We start from the raw sequence: 14,429 nt of genomic DNA on the forward strand, positions 1-14,429 counted from the left end.
CAACAGTTTCCAAACGGCCCAAAGACCCTGCGGGCTTGGTCAGCACACTTTGGCGCTGTTTCGCCTGCTCAAAAAAACGTGCTTCGGGTTGTTGGGGAGGGGTAGTCCAACTGCTAGGGAACGACATTTCACATACCTTTAGATATCAATAGTCGGTAAAGCGGGTTCTGGTTACGGGGGTGAAGCTTGAGTTCAATACAGTATGAGGCGGGATCATACTCCGACTGGGCGTAATCAGGTAGGCTTGACGGCTTCACCTTTTGACCGGCCCGGGAACACCTGTGTTGTTATTCATTCCCTTCATTGTTTGTGTGCTTGCTCTCGCCTTTGATCACTTAATGGGCGAGCCACGCCGCATGCACCCAATTGTTGGGTTCGGACGATTGGTTGCCGCTGTGGAAAAGAGGCTCAACATTTCACCGAAAACCTCTCAGCGAAGCCTGTTTACAGGGATTTTGGCGGTGCTTGTGGTAACGGTGCCTGTGTTGATATTGGCTGTTTGGGTTTCTGTGATACTTGATGGACTGGTACTGATGTTGGCCCAGGCAGTAGTGCTTTGGTTGGCAATTTCGCTCCGTGGCCTGACAGAACACGGGCGAGCTGTAGCTGAGCCGCTATACAAGGGCGACCTTGACGGGGCCCGTGAACAGGTTAGTCGTATTGTCAGCCGCCAGGCGAGTGCGCTTGATGAACAGGGCGTAGCCGCCGCTGCGACTGAGTCTATGTTAGAGAATGGCGCTGATGCAGTGTTTGCCAGCTTGTTCTGGTTCTTGGTTGCGGGCATTCCGGGCGTGGTTATGCACCGAATGGTGAATACTCTGGATGCCATGTGGGGTTATCGCAACCCCCGATTTCTGTATTTTGGCCGAGCTGCGGCGCGGCTCGATGACCTGATGGGATGGGTGCCTGCCCGGCTAACGGCGCTCACTTATATGCTGCTGGGCGATCGCAAACTGGCTTGGTGGTGCTGGCGAAATCAAGCGCCGCAATGGGACAGCCCCAATGCCGGGCCGGTTATGGCGGCGGGTGCCGGTGCATTAAACGTGCGGCTTGGCGGCCCCTCGCCTTATCCCACCGGCGTTAAACAGCGGCCCATTCTGGGCGGGGTTCGATATGCAGATTCCGCCAGTGTGGAAGCCGCAATCACGCTGGTGCGGCGCGGAGTTTGGCTTTGGTTGGGGGTTGTTTTGGTAGCCACAGTGCTTATCTTCTTGGTGGTGAGTGCATCATGATGTTGGAACACGGCGGACGGTTGAATAAAGCCGCAGAGCGCTGGGGTATTCCCCGCTCAGAATGGCTTGATCTATCCACCGGCATTAACCCAATCGGCTGGCCGGTGCCCGAGATACCGGCAGAACTCTGGCAAAGACTGCCGGAAGCGGACGACGGGCTGGAAGAGGTTATTCGCCAGTGGTCAGGTGCGCCTTTTTCGGCCGCCTGCGTTCCTGTGCCCGGCAGCCAGGCGGCTATTATGGCTTTGCCAAGATTGCGTAAATCTTGCCGTGTGGGCATACCCGTGCCTGGTTATCGTGAACATGGGCATAGCTGGCGAAACGCTGGCCACACAATTATCCCCATAGGGCCAGAGCATACCCGTTGCGGCGCTTCTGGCTGCGATGACCGCTGGCTGGATCAGCTGGATGTGCTGGTGTGGATTAACCCCAATAACCCCACCGGAGAAATAATCCCGCCCTCTACACTGTTGCGTTGGCACAAACGCCTGCAAAAACGCGGTGGCTGGTTGGTGGTTGATGAGGCATTTATGGACGCTACGCCGGTGTTCAGTTTGTGTTCCCATGCCGGGCGGCCGGGGTTGATCGTTCTGCGCTCGCTTGGGAAGTTTTTTGGCTTGGCGGGGGTGCGTGCGGGGGCGGTGTTGACGGACTCTGCAGTTGCTGATGCGTTAAAGAGTGTGCTCGGCCCTTGGTCGCTTGGTGGGCCGGCTCGTTTTGTGATGGCACAGGCGCTGAGCGATTCAGGTTGGCAGTTTCATGCCCGCGCGCGCCTGCAACAAAGTACAGCCAGGTTACGGGAGGTGTTGCAGGCAGCCGGGCTTTCGTTGGTTGGGGGCAGTGTGCTTTTTCAGACAGTTCGTGCTGACAGTCCACAGGTGCTCGCGGATCAGTTGGCTGAACAGGCGGTATTGATTAGAGTCTTTGAGCAGTCGGGAATGTTGCGGTTTGGGTTGGCAGAAGATGAGACTCAATGGCGAAAGCTTGAAATGGCTCTGGTTGAAAAAGACTTGTGATTAGTCATTGACCAAATATTAACGCATTGTTAGCCTTGCCCCGCGTTTGTAGGTGCTGTTGTCGCGCAATCATCGTCGCTACAACAGTGAAACGGGAAGCCGGTTAAAGTCCGGCACTGCCCCCGCAACGGTAAGTGAGTGATCGGCGAAGAGAGATGCCACTGTGCACAAGCATGGGAAGGCTTACGCTGGTCAGTATGACGCTCACAAGTCCGGAGACCGGCCTGTAAACACACCGAACGCTGCGGAGGGCAGTTGCGGTGGGTAAACACCGGCCTGTCTTACGGAATTTCCCCACCTTTTTACCGCTCCAATCTGGCCTGCGGCCGATTACCTCCATATGCAGCACCTAAACAATCAGCCATGCGGGTGCGCGTGGTGTGTCTTTGAGTGCGATTTATGAAAGTCTCCCGGTCAGTTACCAGAGTTCTGGTAGTCCCTTTTGCATTTAGTCCCCTCTCGATTGCTGTAGCTCAAGATGCTCAGACTTCGCAGTTAGACCCAATCGTTGTCACAGCAACTCTTGGCCCAAAAACGGTCGGTGAGAGTCTCGCATCCGTTACGGTCATTGAAGAAGAAGATATTCGCTCCAAGGCACCTGCTGATTTTTCGGAACTGTTGCGTGGCCAGCCGGGCATTAACGTGACGGGTAACGGCTCCTTTGGTAAAACAACGAGCGTGTACACTCGTGGCGTTCAGAATGCTGGAACGATTTTTTTACTTGACGGAATAAAGCTGCATTCGGCGACGGGTGGCGGTGCCCCTTGGCAATTCATCCCAACAGAACTCGTTCAACGAGTGGAGGTTGTGCGCGGCCCTCGCAGTTCACTTTATGGCGCAGATGCTATGGGCGGCGTAGTGCAAGCCTTTACACTAGATCCCAAGTATGGACAGCGAGGCTGGGTTGAAGCGGGGGCAGGTAATTTTAATACTCAGAAGGTAAGTGCCGGTATTTCAGGCTCAACTGGCGATACACGGTATAGCATTAGCGGCTTGCACAAAGACACCGACGGCACAGCGATTGTTGAAAACGGTGAGGATCGGGGCTTCCGTAACACCTCTGGGCTTGGTCGAGTTGTGCATGATTTTGATAACGGTGGCGAAGCCAGCGTTATGCTGATGCAGTCTGAGGGAAACACCGAATACGAGGGTGGCAATACGGATTACACAATCCGTACCATCGGCCTTGGGCTGGTGACGCCACTGAATGACTACTGGCAAACAGGTATCCAGTTCGCAGAGTCTCGGGATGACGAAAAATCTTTCTCCGGCGGCAATGAAAGTTACTACAACACGCGACTGCGGCAAGCCCGATGGGAAAACACCTTCACTTACAGTGTCCACGAACTGGTTGTTGGCGCTGAACTGCAGCAGGACGAAGTCGGCAGCTCTATGGACTTCAACGAAACCAGTAGAACCAATACAGCAATGTTCAGTCAGTTGCGTATGAACTTTGGTCCGGTTGATGCACAGCTCAGTTTGCGCAGTGATGACAACGAAGCTTACGGAACCAAAGAGACCGGCGGTTTGGCACTGGGCTATAGCTTTGATCGTTCTCACCGCATTCGTGCCAGTTACGGTACCGCTTTTCGGGCGCCTACTTTTAACAACCTGTATTACCCGGCCACATCACCAACCAGCTATCGCGGCAATCCCGATTTGAAGCCCGAGAAGTCAGAAACCTTTGAACTGGGTGCCAGCGGTAATTATCAAAGATGGTTTTGGGATCTCGCCGTTTACCAAATGAATATTGATGATCTGATTAGCACCGGAACCATTGGTGGTGCCAGCACTCCCGTCAACGTTGATAAAGCGCGAATTCGCGGAGCTGAGCTAGCAGGGGGGTATGAGCACAATGGCTGGCGTGCAGCTATTGCCTTAACGTATATGGACCCGGAAGACCGTGATACAGAAAAACAGCTAGCGCGCCGCACCAAGCGGACAGCCCGTTTTGATCTGGACAAGGCCGTCAGTAACTTCACGTTTGGTGGTTCTGTGATTGCAGAAGGTGACCGCTACGATGATGGCGCTAACACGAATCTGCTTGCAGGCTTTGCAACTTTGGATCTGCGTGCAGGCTGGCACTTTGCACCTGATTGGAGCGCCCGCCTGACTCTGGTAAACGCACTCGATAAAGAGTACTCAACTGCGGAGCACTGGCAGCTCGGGAAATATGTCGCAGCTGGCCGGACGGCAATGTTGTCGGTTCGTTACGATCTTCAGTAATAAAAACGGGAGTACCAATGTGGCGTCTTGCCGGCTGTCTTTAAGTTTTCCCTTGGGGATGATGTTTGCGCTTTTCGCGGCATCTCCGTCATCAGCCGGTGAGACTCAGCATTGCGCCATCGATGATGGAGGACACGAGCTTTGCCTGTCTAGTCCAGCCCAGCGTATAGCCACCTTGTCGCCCGGGGCGACCGAGCTTATGTTTGCGGCTGGCGCCGGTGACAAGGTAGTTGCAGGTGTTAACCACAGCGACTACCCACCCGCTGCACGCAAGTTGCCCCTGGTAGGCAATCACACCAGAATAGATCTGGAAGCCCTACTGGCATTGAAGCCGGATCTGGTGATTACTTGGTTAACGGGCAACCCACCCGCGCAAATAGAGTTACTGAAAGAGCTTGGTTTCCCCATGTTTGCCATCGAGCCTCGTACCTTCGAAGGGGTGTCCAGTGCTATTGAACGGCTCTCCGTTCTGGCAGGCACGGAACAGGAAGGGTTTGCCGAAGCTGAACGCTTCCGCATGGGTATGGCAAAGGTCTCTGAGCAGTATCGTAATGCGGAGCCCATACCGGTTTTCTATCAGGTGTGGGAAACACCGTTGATGACCATCAACAACGAGCATTTGATCGGCAAAGTGCTGCAGTTGTGTGGAGGCGTGAATGTGTTTGGCAATATGCCGCGCATGGTGCCCCGAATCAGCGCAGAAGTAGTATTGCAGGCTGATCCCCATGCCATTCTGACCGGAAGCGTTGAGGGTGCCAGTGATGATGAACTGGATCACTGGAAAGGCTATCCTGAAATGAATGCGGTTGCCCGGGATAACCTGTTCTTTGTACCCGCGTCACCTATTTCGAGGCCTACACCAAGGCTCCTTGAAGCTAGCAAGCTGATCTGTGAAAAGCTGGATATTGCCCGTGAACATTGAGTATTTGAATGAGAGTTTGCGGGCTGTTAGTCGATGACCCGTTCTTTACTTAGTCTTAGCGCAGTGGCGCTGGCCGCTGTGTTGTTAGCATTAGCTTTGGGCAGCGTGACTATCTCTGCCCCTGAGCTCTGGCAGGTCATTCAGGGCGAGGGCAGTGCCTTGCACCGTACCCTCTTGTGGGATTTGCGACTGCCACGCACGCTCGCAGCATTTGCTACTGGCGGTCTGCTGGCCGTTGCGGGAGCGCTTATGCAGGTGTTGCTCCGCAATCCTCTGGCTGATCCCTACGTGCTAGGACTGTCCGGTGGCGCCGCAGTTGGAGCGCTGCTGGCCATGCTGACGGGTATGGGAGCGCTGTTGATATCGGGTTCGGCCTTTGCCGGTGCCATGCTGGCAACGGTGTTGGTATTCGGTCTCGCCCACGGCACTGGGAGCTGGACGCCTTCGCGTCTCCTGTTGACGGGCGTGGTTGTGGCCTCAGGTTGGGGGGCGGTGATTACTCTCATGCTGGTTGTCACGCCTTCTTACAAACTTCCTGGCATGCTGTACTGGCTGATGGGTGATGTTTCTTATGCTCGCACACCTTGGCCGCCGCTGATCGTGCTGGCTTTGTCCATCGTGGTGATTCTGCCTCTTGCCCGTAATCTTAATGTTCTGGCGCGCGGGCCTATGCAGGCCGCCGCGCTCGGCGTATCTGTGCGCCCCCTGGAGTGGACAATTTACCTTTTGGCCAGCCTGCTGACAGCAACTGCAGTTACTACTGCGGGCAGTATCGGCTTTGTCGGTTTGATTGTGCCGCATATGCTTCGGCTGGTGTTGGGCAACGATCAGCGCATTATCCTGCCAGCCTGTGCCTTGGCTGGCGGCACCTTGCTGGTACTGGCTGATACACTGGCACGTACGGTGATTGCGCCCGAGCAGTTACCGGTTGGCGTGATTACCGCGTTGCTGGGCGTTCCCACGTTTCTGTATCTGTTGCACCGGAGCCGTTGATGAGTACGTTGCATACCCGTGACTTGATTATGAACGTACCGGGACGGCCTGATAGCTATGCTTTGAACATGGACATTGAACCAGGCCAGACTTGGGGCGTGCTTGGCCCCAACGGTGCGGGCAAAACCACGTTGCTTCATACACTCGCCGGTTTACTTCCTGCTCGTAGCGGTCAGGTAATGCTCAACGAGTCGGCTTTAACAGAGTTGAAACGCCGTGATATAGCTCGGCATCTGGGCCTGGTTTTTCAGGAGCGACAGGACAGTTTTCCTGCAACGGTCATAGAAACCGCCTTGATTGGACGCCACCCCTGGTTATCAGCTTGGGAAAGTGAGCAGGGTGAAGACCTGAACCGTGCACAGCGTGCTTTGGCCGCTTTGGATGTTGACCATTTGTCTGACCGCTTGCTGAACACATTGTCTGGCGGCGAGCGCCAGCGCGTTGCTATCGCAACACTGATGACTCAAAACCCGGACGTCTGGTTGTTGGATGAGCCCACCAATCACCTGGATTTGCATCACCAGGTCAGGGTAATGAATATTCTTCGAGGCCAGGCAGGCGCGGGGAAAACAGTGTTCATGTGCCTGCACGATCTGAACCTGGCTGCGCGCTGGTGTAGCCACGTTTTGCTGCTATATACCAATGGTGACGCCTGCTGGGGCTCTGCTGATTCCATGCTTGAGCCATCGGCGTTAGAGAAGCTGTATAACCAGAAACTGGCCACCGTAGAGATCGATGGCGCACCCGTGTTTGTGCCGGTGTCCTGCGAACTCAATTTATGAAATGGGTGAACTGATGAGTATAGCTGTACCGGCAGTGATGATTACTGCGCCCGCCTCCGGGCAGGGTAAATCCATGGTGACGGCCGCGCTGGCCCGCCTGCATCGAAATGCCGGGCGTAAAGTGCGAGTGTTCAAGCATGGGCCGGATTATCTGGATCCAATGGTGCTGGAAGTGGCGTCTGGGCACCCCGTTTACCAATTGCACCCGTGGATGACAGGCGAAGACGAGTGTCGGTGGCGGTTGGCAGAAGCCGCTCAGGATGCCGATCTTATTTTGATTGAGGGTTCCATGGGGCTCTTTGATGGCGACCCCTCCAGTGCAGATCTGGCCAAGCTAATGGACATCCCGGCTTTGCCGGTGATTGATGCTGGCGGCATGGCACAAACCTTCGGTGCCCTGGTTCTGGGTCTTGCCAGCTATGATCCTGAACTCTCTGTATATGAGGTTATTGCGAACAAAATTGGCAGCCCACGCCATGGTGAAATGCTGCGGGAAGGGCTGCCCGAAGGCGTTAGCCTGTTGGGTGCTATTCCCAGAAACGACGCCATGAATATTCCCGACCGGCACATGGGCCTGGTGCAACCAGCAGAGCTGGATAACCTAGATCAGCAGCTTGACCAGGCAGCCGAAGTGCTTAAAGCCGCCGGGCTTGATGAGCTACCGAAGGCGGTGCCTATCGCACCGGCTGAACGGGTGAGACCAGAAACGTTGCTGGCTGGCGTACGTATCGCCATTGCCCGTGATCTTGCCTTCAGCTTTATTTACCGCGCAAATACCGAACTGCTGCTGGCTATGGGGGCCGAGCTGCATTATTTCTCACCTTTGGTCGACTCGGAGTTGCCACCCGCTGACGCCTTGTGGCTTCCAGGTGGTTACCCTGATCTCCATGGCAGTACCCTGGCAAACAATGCGGCTATGGGGGATGCAATTCGTGGGTTTTATAACGACGGCAAACCGATCCTTGCGGAATGCGGGGGCCTGATGGCCTGTACTGATGAGTTGACGGATAAAGACGGTGCCGTACATGCCCAGTTAGGATTGATTCCCGGCCGCGCGGCCATCGTAAAGCGCCTCCAGGGCATAGGGATGCAGAGCCTGAATACCACTGAGGGGCAGTTGCGGGGCCATACTTTTCACCGCTCTACTCTGGACACCTCCTGGCAGCCGGCGGCAAAGACCGAAAAACAGACGGGCACTGGTGGTGAGGCGGTATTTTGTTGTAAAGGACTGGTTGCCAGTTATTTTTACGCCTATTTCCCGTCTGCGCCGGAAGTTGTTGCCGCTATTTTCAGGGGGCAGCCGCTGACATTCCATAATGACAAGGAGAATACTCGTGCGTGAACGCGCAAAAGACCCCGAACGCCACGCCCGCAGAATGGCGGCCAAGCAGAAAATGATGCATGAACGCATCGCCAATGCTCAAAAAGAGCAGGGTGTACTGCTGGTATTGACCGGCCCGGGCAAAGGTAAAAGCAGCTCCGGCTTTGGCATGGTGGCACGCTCGCTGGGCCACGGCATGAAAGTAGGCATTGTGCAGTTCATTAAGGGTGCTTTCAGTACCGGCGAAGAGGCTTTCTTCCGGGATCTCCCCAATGTGGATTACCACGTAATGGGCCAAGGTTACACTTGGGAAACCCAGAACCGAGAGCAGGATGTTGAGTCGGCTAACGCGGCATGGGACATAGTGGCAGGCATGTTGAAAGACGACAGCTACGATCTGATTCTGCTGGACGAACTCAACATTGCGCTGAAGTACGATTACATTGATTTGGATCGTGTGCTGGATGACTTGCAGGCCCGCCCTGAGATGCAGCATGTGGTGGTCACCGGCCGTAACGCTCCGCAGGAGCTGATCGACATCGCCGATACCGTCACTGAAATGGGCGTTGTGAAGCACGCCTTCAAGGATCAGGGCATCAAGGCTCAGAAGGGTGTAGAGCTTTAAGCTATGACCACGCTGATGATTCAGGGCACTACTTCCGACGCCGGTAAAACCACCGTTGTTGCGGCCTTGTGCCGCTGGCTGGCCCGGCAAGGTGTGTCGGTAGCGCCGTTCAAACCTCAGAATATGGCTTTGAACAGCGCAGTTACTGTGGATGGTGGTGAAATCGGTCGCTCCACAGCGCTGCAGGCGCTGGCCTGTGGCCTTGAACCCCACAGCGACATGAACCCGGTATTGCTGAAACCCCAAAGCGACTGTGGCGCCCAGGTTATTCTGCGCGGCCAAGTGCACGGCAATATGGACGCGCTGGATTATCACGCATACAAAGCTGAGGCCATGCAGGCGGTGATGGCCGCCTGGCGTTCACTCAGCCAGCGTTACGATGTGATCATTGCCGAGGGTGCCGGCAGCCCGGCGGAGGTTAACCTGCGCGCTAACGACATCGCCAATATGGGGTTTGCGGAAGCAGCGGATTGCCCGGTGTTACTGGTTGGGGATATCGACCGGGGTGGGGTGTTTGCTCAGCTTGTTGGCACGTTGGAACTGATCTCTAACAGCGAACAGCAACGCATAAAAGGCTTTATCATCAATCGCTTCCGTGGCGATATCAGTTTGCTGGAACCGGGTCTGGATTGGCTCGCTGAGCGCACGGGCAAGCCGGTCATCGGCGTGCTGCCCTACCTCCACGGCCTGGTTGTGGATTCTGAAGACAGCATTGGTACGTCTGGCACCAGCGAAGCCGGGGCTCTCAACGTGATTGTGCCTGTCTTGCCTCGGATCAGTAACCACAATGATTTTGATCCTTTGCGCCTGCATCCTGGTGTAAACCTGCAGTTTATCGGCCCGGATCAGCCCATTCCGCCGGCCGACCTGATTATTCTGCCCGGCAGCAAGAGCACCCGTACCGACCTGGCTTGGTTGCAGGCTCAGGGCTGGGCGCAGGCTATTCACAAACACCTGCGTTACGGTGGCAAGGTATTTGGTATATGCGGTGGTTTCCAGATGCTGGGTGAGCAGGTGGGTGATCCAAATGGACTGGAAGGCAATGCCGGTTCTACAGCGGGCTTGGGTTTGTTGGAAATGATCACCACCATGGTTGCCGGCAAACAGCTGAGGAACGTCAGAGGCACACTCACCTTTCAAACGGATACGGCCAGCACCGATGGTGTGGTTTTCAGTGGCTATGAAATGCATAACGGTGTGAGCCAAGGTGAAGCCCTCGCGCAACCTCTCGGGCAGTTGAATGGCAAGCCTGAAGGCGCGGTCAGTGCGGATGGTCAGGTCGCTGGCTCCTATGTGCATGGGGTTTTTGACGAGCCTGCGGCCTGTGAAGCCCTGCTCACATGGGCGGGGCTTGATCACACAGGCGTTGCCGTGGATTACCAACAGCATCGCCTTGAACAGCTTGATCGGCTGGCGGATCAGGTGGAGCGGTGCCTGGACACTGATTGGCTGCATAACCTGCTGAAGCTGAGCCGGCCCAGGGCCAATCTGGAGGAGATCAAACAATCATGAGCGACACGGATCACACCTTCAGTGACGACGAGCGTGCCGGCCTCTACCGCGCTATTTACGAGCGCCGCGACGTGCGCTCGCAGTTTCTGCCAGACCCCATTCCCCGGCCGGTGCTGGCACGCCTGCTGAAAGCCGCACACCACGCGCCGTCGGTCGGCTTTATGCAGCCCTGGGATTTTATCCTGATTGATAGCGTTGAGGTACGCCAGCAGGTACTGGCCAGTTTTAACGAAGAAAACGCCAAAGCCGCAGACAACTATACCGGTGAGCGCCAACAAGCCTACCGAAGCCTGAAATTGCAGGGCATTACCGAAAGCCCGATGAATCTGTGCATTACCTGCGACCGCAGCCGAGGCGGCACCCACGTGTTGGGGCGTAACTCCATTGTTGAAATGGATCTGTTCAGCACCTGCCTGGCCGTACAGAATTTGTGGCTGGCCGCGCGGGCCGAAGGTATTGGTGTGGGGTGGGTCAGTATTTTGGATCAGGATCGGTTGTCGGATATTCTTGAATTACCTGACCATGTCTACCCCTTGGCGTATTTGTGTCTGGGCTATGTTAGCGAGTTTTTGGATCAGCCGGAATTGCAGGCGAAAGGCTGGCGGAAACGCTTGCCGTTGGAGGCGTTGGTGCACGGAAACGGCTGGGGGAAGCCGATAGAGCAGGTTGGCTTGATGGAGCAGTTGAAGGAGGCGAAGACCTGAGCTTCAGGCGCGTGATTGGTGCTAGCTTCCCGGCAAAGCCGGCCTCACCTAAAAGGTCTCAACTTGGGGGTCTTCGGGCCCAATGTGGGCTTTGCCGAGGGTGGTTATGGCGTTGTCAGAAATCACCCGCTTCTTCGGTTTCTTCAGCGCCTCAAACCCAATAATCACATCCATCAGCTCGTTAGTGATTTCCGTTTGCCGCACCGATCGCAGCTCCCCTTCTACCATCTCAATGCGCTCATCCACAGACTGCTCCGCCTGCTGCATCAGGGCCAGTCGTGCGGAGTTTTCGGTCACCATGGCTTCGGCCGAGGCGCGGAAAACACTGGCGAAGATGTGGCTGCGAATCAGGGACGATAACAGCGCGTCCGCTTCCATGGTGTAATCCGGAAGTGAGCGTGAATCCCAGTGTGTTTTACGCTCGAGTAGTGAGGGTGCAAGCGGAAGAAGGCTCTGTATCGTCGGTTCCCGCGTGCCGTGTTCGCCGCGCTGGGTAAACGCCAGAGTGACGGCCAGATGATGCAACGGTTGGCCTCGGCTAAAACGGTCTATGCGGGTAACTATATCGCCGGCGAGGCGGCCTATACCTTCGGCAGAGGCCGGAGGCAGCAAGACAGCTTCTGGCAGTAAGCCCTGATCATCCAGAGCATCGTTCATTTGCGCGCCGATACAGAGCAGGCGTTGCTTGCCGATCGTTTGGCTCTGGCAATGTTGCTGCACCACTTCTGCAAGCACCTCGTTGTAATTGCCGCAGAGGCCGTGGTCGGAGCCGAACACGATGACCAGATGCTCCACAGCATTTTCCTGTCGCAGGTTGATACCACTAGTTCGATAAGCGAAGGCGGCAAAGCCCTGCAATATAGTCTGGTGATAGGCCTCAATCGAGCGGGCCGCATGCTCATAGGGTGTCGCGTTAATCGCAGACAGGGTTTTCATGGTGTGAACGATGCTGCGAATACTGGTCAGGGTGTCGCTGTGCCGGGTAAGCGCTTCAAGCGTCTGGGCCATGGCTGACCTCTCTGGTGGGTGCTGTCTGGTCTGCTTTGTCCCTAGCCAGGGCGCTGTGCGCCGTTGTAATGATTCGTTTGCGGTCTTCCTCGCTCAACCCTTTGTTTTCATTGATACGCTCATCGATGAACTGGAAGTGTTTCCGGGCAGCGGTGCGGATGCGAGCCATGGCATCGCTCAATTGCTCTTCTGGCAAGGCATCGAACAGACCTTCCATTGCCGCAACCAGAACCGCCAGTTGTTCGGCGGCGGGCATGGGATCACGCTCGGCCTGGCGCAGCGCGGTGCGAACGGCAGCACCACGGGTGAGGCGGGCGCGGGTGGTATCGTCGAGCCGGGTACCGAAGCGGGCGAAGTCTTCCAGCTCTTCGAACTGCGACAGGGTAACCCGCAAGTTGCCAGCCACTTCCCGTAAGGTCCGGCTTTGTGCTTTACCGCCCACGCGGGAAACCGACAGGCCCAGATCCACGGCCGGGAACTGGTTTCGGCGTACCAGCCGTGGCGAGAGATAAATCTGCCCGTCGGTTATGGAAATCAGGTTGGTGGGGATATATGCCGACAGGTTCTCCGCCTGGGTTTCCACAACCGGCAAGGCGGTAATCGAGCCACCACCGGCTTCCTGAGTAAACTGGCCGGCCCGTTCCAGCAGGCGGGCATGCACGTAGAAAATATCGCCGGGGAAGGCTTCGCGCCCTGGTGGCCGGCGCAACAGCAATGATAGCTCGCGGTAGGAGCGGGCGTGGTGGGTAAGGTCATCAAAAATCACCAGCACATCCCGGCCCTGATCGGAAAAGTACTCTGCCATGGCCATGGCGGAGTAGGGCGCTATGTAAGCCAGCCCCGGTGTTTCTTCGTCACCGGCCGACATCACGATGCTGCGGGCCAGCATGTCGCCCTTTTTCAAGGCCGCGATAACGCGGGATACGGCATCACCGCGCTGGCCAATGGCGCAATAGATACAGACAACGTCTGAGCGTGCCTGATTGAGCATGGTGTCTATGGCGATGGAGGTTTTTCCGGTCTGGCGATCACCGATGATCAGCTCACGTTGCCCGAGACCCACGGGCACGGCGGCGTCAATGGCTTTGATGCCGGTTGCCAGGGGCCGGAAAATGGCCGAGCGGCTGAGAATGCCCGGCGCTTCCGCTTCGATGGGAGTTTCTGCCACTGCGTCGATAGGCCCGAGGTCGTCTCTGGGGCGCCCCATAGCATCGATGACGCGCCCGAGCAACGCGGGGCCAACAGGCACGCTCACCACCTTGTGGGTGCGGCGCACGTCCTCGCCCAGGGTAATGAGCTCTGAGGGCCCGAGTAGAATCACGCCGAGCCGGCCTGGCTCCAGATCCAGCACTATGCCGCGCACACCGCATTCGAACACCAGCAATTCATCCGCCAGTGCACGGGCCAGACCGGTCACGATCGCAACACCGTCGCCCACTTCGGTTACCCTGCCGACTTCCGTTATGATCGGTGCAGGTGCAGGCGTTGCCAGCAGGCTGTCTCGCCAGGAATCGAATTGCCTTGCAGAATGCAACTCAGCAGGCGGTTGCGGGTGATTATCGGCAGCACTGTGATCGGTTCTGGACATAGTGTTTTATCTATCCTTTTATGCACAACCGGGATTATGCCCCGCCGGGCTGAATCCGCCCGGAAGCACCGGCAGCCATGCGTTCGCTTAGTAGGGCGTCGAATTCGTCAGTGTAGCTGTCCACAGTCCAGGCCACCTGGGCGCCGCCAACCCTTAAGACCAGGCCTGGCGCCTGTTGTGGGTCGGTTTCAAAACGCAGGTTGATGCCTGGCAAAAGGGTTGTGACATCCGCCTGCAGAAGTGCCTGTGCCCCCTCAGGCAAGGGGTCGCGCGTGGTGGTAACGGCTTCTTTGCTGTCGCCCGCAGCGTCGGAAAGTTCGTCGGCAATTGGCCGCAATCGGGCGCTGACGTGGCGAACAATGGCTTCTTCCAGTGGTTCATCCGCCAGATCCCGCAGCGCTTTGCGGGTGAGCTCCAGCAGGGTTTCTTCTCCCGCTCGCTGCAGCTGTGCGGTGAACTTCTGGCGTTCACGCTCAAGGTGCTTGTGCCAGTCTTGCTGT

The 14,429-nt window shown here is 56.6% G+C and carries 13 protein-coding genes, 1 pseudogene and 1 riboswitch; of the genes and pseudogenes, 10 read left to right on the forward strand and 4 right to left on the reverse strand.

Annotation, left to right across the window (positions count from 1 at the left end):
- Positions 1 to 127 (reverse strand): nicotinate-nucleotide--dimethylbenzimidazole phosphoribosyltransferase (locus ACTH3S_RS14925; protein WP_441809812.1); only part of this gene is annotated, 127 nt, incomplete at its 3' end.
- Between the two features lie 154 nt (positions 128 to 281).
- On the opposite strand from ACTH3S_RS14925, the gene cbiB reads away from it, so the two are divergent.
- The 10 genes from cbiB (at position 282) to bluB (ending at position 11,333) form a co-directional block, all read left to right on the forward strand.
- Positions 282 to 1,232, forward strand: a complete 951-nt coding sequence (gene cbiB, locus ACTH3S_RS14930) for an adenosylcobinamide-phosphate synthase CbiB (RefSeq protein ID WP_441809801.1) — start codon at positions 282 to 284, stop codon at positions 1,230 to 1,232.
- A complete protein-coding gene (cobD, locus tag ACTH3S_RS14935; protein WP_441809813.1) occupies positions 1,232 to 2,248 on the forward strand; it encodes a threonine-phosphate decarboxylase CobD in 1,017 nt (338 codons plus the stop codon). The genes cbiB and cobD overlap by 1 nt, the downstream gene beginning before the upstream one ends.
- A 33-nt stretch (positions 2,249 to 2,281) precedes the next feature.
- Positions 2,282 to 2,490, forward strand: a riboswitch (cobalamin riboswitch).
- A gap of 157 nt (positions 2,491 to 2,647) precedes the next feature.
- Positions 2,648 to 4,474, forward strand: coding sequence for a TonB-dependent receptor domain-containing protein (locus ACTH3S_RS14940; protein WP_441809802.1), 1,827 nt, complete (start codon positions 2,648 to 2,650; stop codon positions 4,472 to 4,474).
- A 19-nt stretch (positions 4,475 to 4,493) separates the two neighbouring features.
- Positions 4,494 to 5,396: a cobalamin-binding protein gene (locus ACTH3S_RS14945; RefSeq protein ID WP_441809803.1), complete on the forward strand. Its 903-nt coding sequence runs from the start codon at positions 4,494 to 4,496 to the stop codon at positions 5,394 to 5,396.
- Between the two features lie 33 nt (positions 5,397 to 5,429).
- Positions 5,430 to 6,389 (forward strand): FecCD family ABC transporter permease, encoded by a 960-nt coding sequence (locus tag ACTH3S_RS14950; protein ID WP_441809804.1) that lies wholly within the window; start codon positions 5,430 to 5,432, stop codon positions 6,387 to 6,389.
- Complete coding sequence (locus ACTH3S_RS14955) at positions 6,389 to 7,171, forward strand: ABC transporter ATP-binding protein (protein WP_441809805.1); 783 nt, start codon at positions 6,389 to 6,391, stop codon at positions 7,169 to 7,171. Before ACTH3S_RS14950 ends, ACTH3S_RS14955 begins: the two co-directional genes overlap by 1 nt.
- Before the next feature lie 13 nt (positions 7,172 to 7,184).
- Positions 7,185 to 8,513 (forward strand): cobyrinate a,c-diamide synthase, encoded by a 1,329-nt coding sequence (locus ACTH3S_RS14960; RefSeq protein ID WP_441809806.1) that lies wholly within the window; start codon positions 7,185 to 7,187, stop codon positions 8,511 to 8,513.
- Complete coding sequence (gene cobO, locus ACTH3S_RS14965; RefSeq protein ID WP_441809807.1) at positions 8,506 to 9,117, forward strand: cob(I)yrinic acid a,c-diamide adenosyltransferase; 612 nt, start codon at positions 8,506 to 8,508, stop codon at positions 9,115 to 9,117. Before ACTH3S_RS14960 ends, cobO begins: the two co-directional genes overlap by 8 nt.
- 3 nt (positions 9,118 to 9,120) lie before the next feature.
- Positions 9,121 to 10,629 (forward strand): cobyric acid synthase, encoded by a 1,509-nt coding sequence (locus ACTH3S_RS14970; protein WP_441809808.1) that lies wholly within the window; start codon positions 9,121 to 9,123, stop codon positions 10,627 to 10,629.
- Positions 10,626 to 11,333: a 5,6-dimethylbenzimidazole synthase gene (bluB, locus tag ACTH3S_RS14975; RefSeq protein WP_441809809.1), complete on the forward strand. Its 708-nt coding sequence runs from the start codon at positions 10,626 to 10,628 to the stop codon at positions 11,331 to 11,333. The genes ACTH3S_RS14970 and bluB overlap by 4 nt, the downstream gene beginning before the upstream one ends.
- 48 nt (positions 11,334 to 11,381) lie before the next feature.
- Here bluB and ACTH3S_RS14980 read toward each other — a convergent pair whose 3' ends face one another.
- The 3 genes and pseudogenes from ACTH3S_RS14980 to ACTH3S_RS14990 form a co-directional block, all read right to left on the reverse strand.
- On the reverse strand, positions 11,382 to 12,341 hold the full coding sequence (locus tag ACTH3S_RS14980) for a F0F1 ATP synthase subunit gamma (RefSeq protein ID WP_441809810.1): 960 nt from the start codon (positions 12,339 to 12,341) through the stop codon (positions 11,382 to 11,384).
- Complete coding sequence (locus ACTH3S_RS14985) at positions 12,325 to 13,929, reverse strand: F0F1 ATP synthase subunit alpha (RefSeq protein WP_441809811.1); 1,605 nt, start codon at positions 13,927 to 13,929, stop codon at positions 12,325 to 12,327. The genes ACTH3S_RS14980 and ACTH3S_RS14985 overlap by 17 nt, the downstream gene beginning before the upstream one ends.
- 34 nt (positions 13,930 to 13,963) lie before the next feature.
- Positions 13,964 to 14,429 (reverse strand): annotated as a pseudogene (locus tag ACTH3S_RS14990) (F0F1 ATP synthase subunit B); the annotation flags it as partial.

Source organism: Marinobacter sp. (genome assembly GCF_052094685.1).
In the GTDB taxonomy this organism is placed as follows: Bacteria; Pseudomonadota; Gammaproteobacteria; order Pseudomonadales; family Oleiphilaceae; genus Marinobacter.

What these genes read in the sequence shown, in the direction of transcription:
- cobD (WP_441809813.1), top strand. Translation starts at nt 1,232, where the DNA reads ATGTTGGAACACGGCGGACGGTTGAATAAAGCCGCAGAGCGCTGGGGT.
- ACTH3S_RS14940 (WP_441809802.1), top strand. Translation starts at nt 2,648, where the DNA reads ATGAAAGTCTCCCGGTCAGTTACCAGAGTTCTGGTAGTCCCTTTTGCA.
- ACTH3S_RS14950 (WP_441809804.1), top strand. Translation starts at nt 5,430, where the DNA reads ATGACCCGTTCTTTACTTAGTCTTAGCGCAGTGGCGCTGGCCGCTGTG.
- ACTH3S_RS14955 (WP_441809805.1), top strand. Translation starts at nt 6,389, where the DNA reads ATGAGTACGTTGCATACCCGTGACTTGATTATGAACGTACCGGGACGG.
- ACTH3S_RS14960 (WP_441809806.1), top strand. Translation starts at nt 7,185, where the DNA reads ATGAGTATAGCTGTACCGGCAGTGATGATTACTGCGCCCGCCTCCGGG.
- ACTH3S_RS14970 (WP_441809808.1), top strand. Translation starts at nt 9,121, where the DNA reads ATGACCACGCTGATGATTCAGGGCACTACTTCCGACGCCGGTAAAACC.
- bluB (WP_441809809.1), top strand. Translation starts at nt 10,626, where the DNA reads ATGAGCGACACGGATCACACCTTCAGTGACGACGAGCGTGCCGGCCTC.
- ACTH3S_RS14980 (WP_441809810.1), bottom strand. Translation starts at nt 12,341, where the DNA reads ATGGCCCAGACGCTTGAAGCGCTTACCCGGCACAGCGACACCCTGACC.
- ACTH3S_RS14985 (WP_441809811.1), bottom strand. Translation starts at nt 13,929, where the DNA reads ATGTCCAGAACCGATCACAGTGCTGCCGATAATCACCCGCAACCGCCT.